Here is a 4138-nt window from a genome sequence, read left to right as displayed (position 1 = left end):
ATTTACCCCTTGATGACCAAACCCCGGCATGAATTACGTAAACAATTGCAAACTGCTTAATTGGTAAGCGTTTCCGCTTTTCTTAGTGCCATTCATCCCAGCTTTTTGTGTAATCGCCCAGGGCAGTAAAGAAGTGCTTTTGGGTAGCGATCGCTATCAGTACGACCCGATGCATTATCTATTGGCGACGGTTGAACTGCCAATTATGAGCCAAATTCTGGAAGCATCTAAAGCGCAATCGTGCCTGAGCCTTCGCCTCGATCTCGATTCCACCCTGGTCGGTTCAGTCGTGGTCGAGGCGGGCTATGCTGCATCCCAAAGTCGTGCCAATGTCAAAGCGATCAACGTGAGTCCACTAGATGCGCCGCTGCTCGATGCCGTTGTCCGGCTCGTTCGGCTGTTGGACACGCCCGCCGAAGCGCGTGTTCTGATGCCGCTGGTCGCACGGGAAATCATTTACCGACTCCTGAAGGGAAAGCAAGGCGCGCGGCTTCGTCATATTGCCGTTCTGGGTGGCTACACCCACCACATCGCTCTTGCCGTCGAGCGACTTCGTAAAGAATTTAACCAGCCGCTTCGGATTGAAAGTATCGCCAGAGATATCGGAATGAGCGTCTCAGGCTTCCACCATCACTTCAAGTCTGTCACTGCAATGAGTCCCTTGCAGTTCCAGAAGCAAGTGCGTCTCCAGGAGGCTCGCCGTCTGATGCTGGGGGAAAACCTTGACGCGAGCAGTGCTGCTTACCAGGTGGGTTATGACGATGCCTCGCACTTCAACCGAGAGTACAAGCGGCTATTTGGTGCGTCACCAATGCGCGATGTGGAACGTCTACGGGAAGCTGTTAGGGAGACTGCTAGTTCTCGTGCGATCTCCTAAAGACACCCGACATCTTGCCAGAAATCGCTAAAACATTTGGGATGTAGTTAAAATCGTCGGGTCGAGACTTCTATGCGGTTTGTGTGCAGAAGCTGACTGTTCATCCAAAAATCCTCCCACCAGTCGTTAGCCCGCATGATTCTTAAAGCCAGCATAGGATTTATTGTGTTCGGATGCCATGTTGCTCCGGGAATTTTCAAACGCTTTTGGGGAATATAACGATGAGCGCTCTCAACTTCTCCTGAACCAATCGGTAACCCTTGAGAAAGAAATTTTTCATAACTCACAGCATCAGAGAACCGTTGAAGGTACTGTGATAAATTAGTAATCCGCTTTATGCCTTGCCCTTGATAGTTCCCTAGTTGCCAAATGGCTAAATTAACTAAACCTAGATCAATTTAGTTGCAGCTTGTCACTTACCCAAGAATGCCGCACACTTCCAGTTAGCCCTATCGCCTCTGCGCCTGCATAAAGATGTTGTTTGAGGTGTGGACGATCTAAAATAAATGTCATGCGTGGAAATTGCTTTTGCAGCGCCTCACACAATCCATTGCCACCATCAGCTACAGCAATTACTTGTGTTCGGACGGACATTCCTTGAACAATTGCCGCACTCACTAAATGCCTGACTACCTCTGGATAAGTGCCCATTCGCGCCACATAAGTCCTGTTTTTCAACTCCTGAAGTGGGCGAGCTAATCCTACTCTCACTTCACGCCAATCTATTTGTCGTTGGCACTTTGGCAACTGTCGCTTTGGAGTAAGTTCGACTCCCTCTAGTATTATCTTTTTACCTGTACGAAGATAGCTTCCATCTAGTTCCACTAATATTTGTGCTACCCCTGGTCTAGTTATGAGTGGCTGCAAATAGTCACACCCCGTCGCATCCAGTCTTTTTTCTACATATTCCTGTGCCAACACAGCAGTTTTTTCCACTTCTCGGCGCACCGCCGCTCTATCCATAGTCCTTGGCAGCTTGCCCAAAAGATTCTTCTGCGCCAAAATCGGACATGGCTCGTTGGATTGGATGGCAGTAGCAACTTGTTAACGTTTTGACCGCCTGCACCTTGGGAACGAATCGCGCTAATTTCGATTTCGCTATCGTCTATGATGATTTTGTTGGGAATTTGCAGCATAACTTATATATAGCGTTATTGTTGCTACTCGCTACCCAACCTCTACAAGGGCTGTAAGCAATTGTTCCATAGCTATGTTTTTTATGTTGTAGGCGTTTGTACCAGGCACAAGAGACTCTTGGTAACGACAAATAAAACACATCTTCTCTTGAAGTGTTGCTACACCTATAAAAAGTGGTAGAGATTTTGTCCCCGTAGCCATCAAATAAAATTCCTGTAGCTGTAATTTTCCAAACTGCTGTTTAATATTTAAATTCCCCAAATTAGTAATTACAATATCTATTCCTCCTATATCTCTAGCATCTGAAGTTTCCTCACCTTTTTTAGAGTTACTAGATAATAAGGCTCTTGCTTTTAGTACATCGTCAAATAACTTTCCCTCTGCTACCACTTGATTGAGCTTATATTTAACTTCACGCGCTAAATCCCAAAAATCGGTCTTCTGGCTTAATCGATGAGCAGTGACTGGTCGAGTGATGTATTCTCCCAGATTTTCGCCAACATGAATTGTCAAATAGTTGCGGATATTTACTGGGGTATGACACCTAAGAATAATCTCTTCTTGAGATTTTATTTCAGCAGCAATCCCTAAAAGAAATGCAGCACATAAAGCACCGTGAACAGAAGTTTTCTCTTCTCGACAGCGAGCTACAAGCTTGGTAGTTTCCGCCGAAGATAGCGTCCAATGAAACAAGCGAAGTGGAAATGTTTCTGAAGAATTTACTTCATGATTATTTCGATAAGTTGCTGTTAATATAGACTCTGCTTTTATCGAATTATCTAAATCTTCCTCAACCCAATTTCTTGTAATATCAGGGATAATTTCATCAACAGGAGGCAAGTCTGGTAAAAGCTCACGAGGGCTGTCTGGTTCACCAATAAATTGCAAGATATCTCGGATAAGATAAGCTCCTGATAAACCATCACCAATGCAATGATGAAAAGTAATTATTAGATTAGAAACGTCAGATGAGTGCAGCAACAATACGCGCAGCAGGGGTTCTTCGCTCCAACTCAAAGGGTAAAGTAATTCTTCTACCATCTCCCGACACCAATGTTCTTCTCCCCGTCGCTCAATTACTCGCAGTGGAATAGGCGGAACATTTTCTAAGGAAAATTGTGGCTGATTTTGATGAAGAGTGACTATTTTTACTTTTAACCGAGAATGCCTTAGTTTTAGCCAAGCTAGAGCTTCAGTTAATAAATCAATGGTAAATGACCCTTTAATGGTTGCCGACAAGGTAACATTTTCCGGGCTGTTCCTGTATGACAACCACATCAAATGTTCTGATGCTGTAAGAATGCGATTCATGGCAATTACAAGGATTTTAGTGTTATTTAAATAAATATAGCCATTTTTGCAATATAGTCCCAAATTCTTACTATCAAAACCTCGGCAGTACTGTACCAGTGCCCGCGTCTTTCTTCGTGCGGACATAAGCCTTTGTTGTATCGGTTTTACTGTGCCCTAACTGGTTTTGCACTTCAAAAACATTTTTATGCTCGACTGCTCTTGTCGCGTGAGAATGCCGCAACCAGTGACACGAGAATTTTAACTTCGCCACTTCAGATATATCCTGAATCAACCTTTTAATCGCCCGATCGCTCAACGGCAACCCCCGCTTTTTCGGGTCAGGCGACATATTTGCAAACACAGGCATCTTATCACTAGCCATCCCCCGATACTTCTTGAAAACAAGTGAAGTCTGATGGTCTAACCCAATCTCGCGGTACTTCCCACCTTTGCCGCGAAACTTAATCGTATAGAATCCATTTGGGATCTTGCTCAAAGAGTATAATCAGGGAAAAATGCCTTATTCAAGCAGCTTGACAGATAAAGAGTGGGAGATTATTAAACCGCTGTTACCCCCAAGAAGAAAACAACTAAACCCCCAACATGGAGCAACAGAGAAATCTTAGATGGGGTATTGTATCAACTGAAGAATGATTGTAATTGGTGTGACCTACCTAAGTCTATCTATTGGTGGTATGACATATTTCTTAATTACTTCTAGGTATTGTGGGAGTTTTTTTTAAACTCCTCTTCCGGTTCGGGCTGGTGTTTTATACCTACTGCACGCGGCACTTTCAGCTTCGCTTTCATTTGATAACGCACCGTATCATG

Annotated in this window: 6 protein-coding genes and 1 pseudogene; 2 read left to right on the top strand and 5 right to left on the bottom strand. The window is 44.2% G+C overall.

From position 1 onward, the window contains the following. Positions 1-133 precede the first annotated feature (133 nt). The gene (locus HCR01_RS37150; protein ID WP_320073267.1) at positions 134-877 is read left to right on the top strand and encodes an AraC family transcriptional regulator; all 744 of its coding nucleotides are present in this window, start codon (positions 134-136) and stop codon (positions 875-877) included. Positions 878-924: 47 nt separating this feature from the next. On the opposite strand, the gene HCR01_RS37145 is transcribed toward HCR01_RS37150, so the two are convergent. The 5 genes and pseudogenes from HCR01_RS37145 to HCR01_RS37125 form a co-directional block, all read right to left on the bottom strand. Continuing rightward, positions 925-1164, bottom strand: a complete 240-nt coding sequence (locus HCR01_RS37145) for a hypothetical protein (RefSeq protein WP_193200888.1) — start codon at positions 1162-1164, stop codon at positions 925-927. Positions 1165-1270: 106 nt separating this feature from the next. Continuing rightward, the gene (locus tag HCR01_RS37140; RefSeq protein ID WP_193200887.1) at positions 1271-1840 is read right to left on the bottom strand and encodes a hypothetical protein; all 570 of its coding nucleotides are present in this window, start codon (positions 1838-1840) and stop codon (positions 1271-1273) included. A gap of 38 nt (positions 1841-1878) precedes the next feature. After that, positions 1879-2013, bottom strand: a pseudogene (locus HCR01_RS39720) (aminoacyl-tRNA hydrolase); the annotation flags it as partial. Between the two features lie 31 nt (positions 2014-2044). Then, positions 2045-3325 (bottom strand): phthiocerol/phthiodiolone dimycocerosyl transferase family protein, encoded by a 1281-nt coding sequence (locus HCR01_RS37130; RefSeq protein WP_226890063.1) that lies wholly within the window; start codon positions 3323-3325, stop codon positions 2045-2047. 73 nt (positions 3326-3398) lie between these two features. Then, positions 3399-3803: a tyrosine-type recombinase/integrase gene (locus tag HCR01_RS37125; RefSeq protein WP_226890062.1), complete on the bottom strand. Its 405-nt coding sequence runs from the start codon at positions 3801-3803 to the stop codon at positions 3399-3401. 123 nt (positions 3804-3926) lie between these two features. On the opposite strand from HCR01_RS37125, the gene HCR01_RS41030 reads away from it, so the two are divergent. Beyond that, a complete protein-coding gene (locus HCR01_RS41030) occupies positions 3927-4028 on the top strand; it encodes a hypothetical protein (RefSeq protein ID WP_413774018.1) in 102 nt (33 codons plus the stop codon). Positions 4029-4138: the final 110 nt, after the last annotated feature.

It is taken from the genome of Nostoc sp. MG11 (assembly GCF_014904695.1).
GTDB lineage: Bacteria > Cyanobacteriota > Cyanobacteriia > Cyanobacteriales > Nostocaceae > Komarekiella.
Note: the sequence above shows the minus strand (reverse complement) of the source record. Positions and strands in the feature narration are given on the sequence as shown.

Bases quoted from the DNA above. Each gene is read 5' to 3' on its own strand.
- HCR01_RS37130 (WP_226890063.1), bottom strand. From the start codon at position 3,325: ATGAATCGCATTCTTACAGCATCAGAACATTTGATGTGGTTGTCATAC.
- HCR01_RS37140 (WP_193200887.1), bottom strand. From the start codon at position 1,840: ATGGATAGAGCGGCGGTGCGCCGAGAAGTGGAAAAAACTGCTGTGTTG.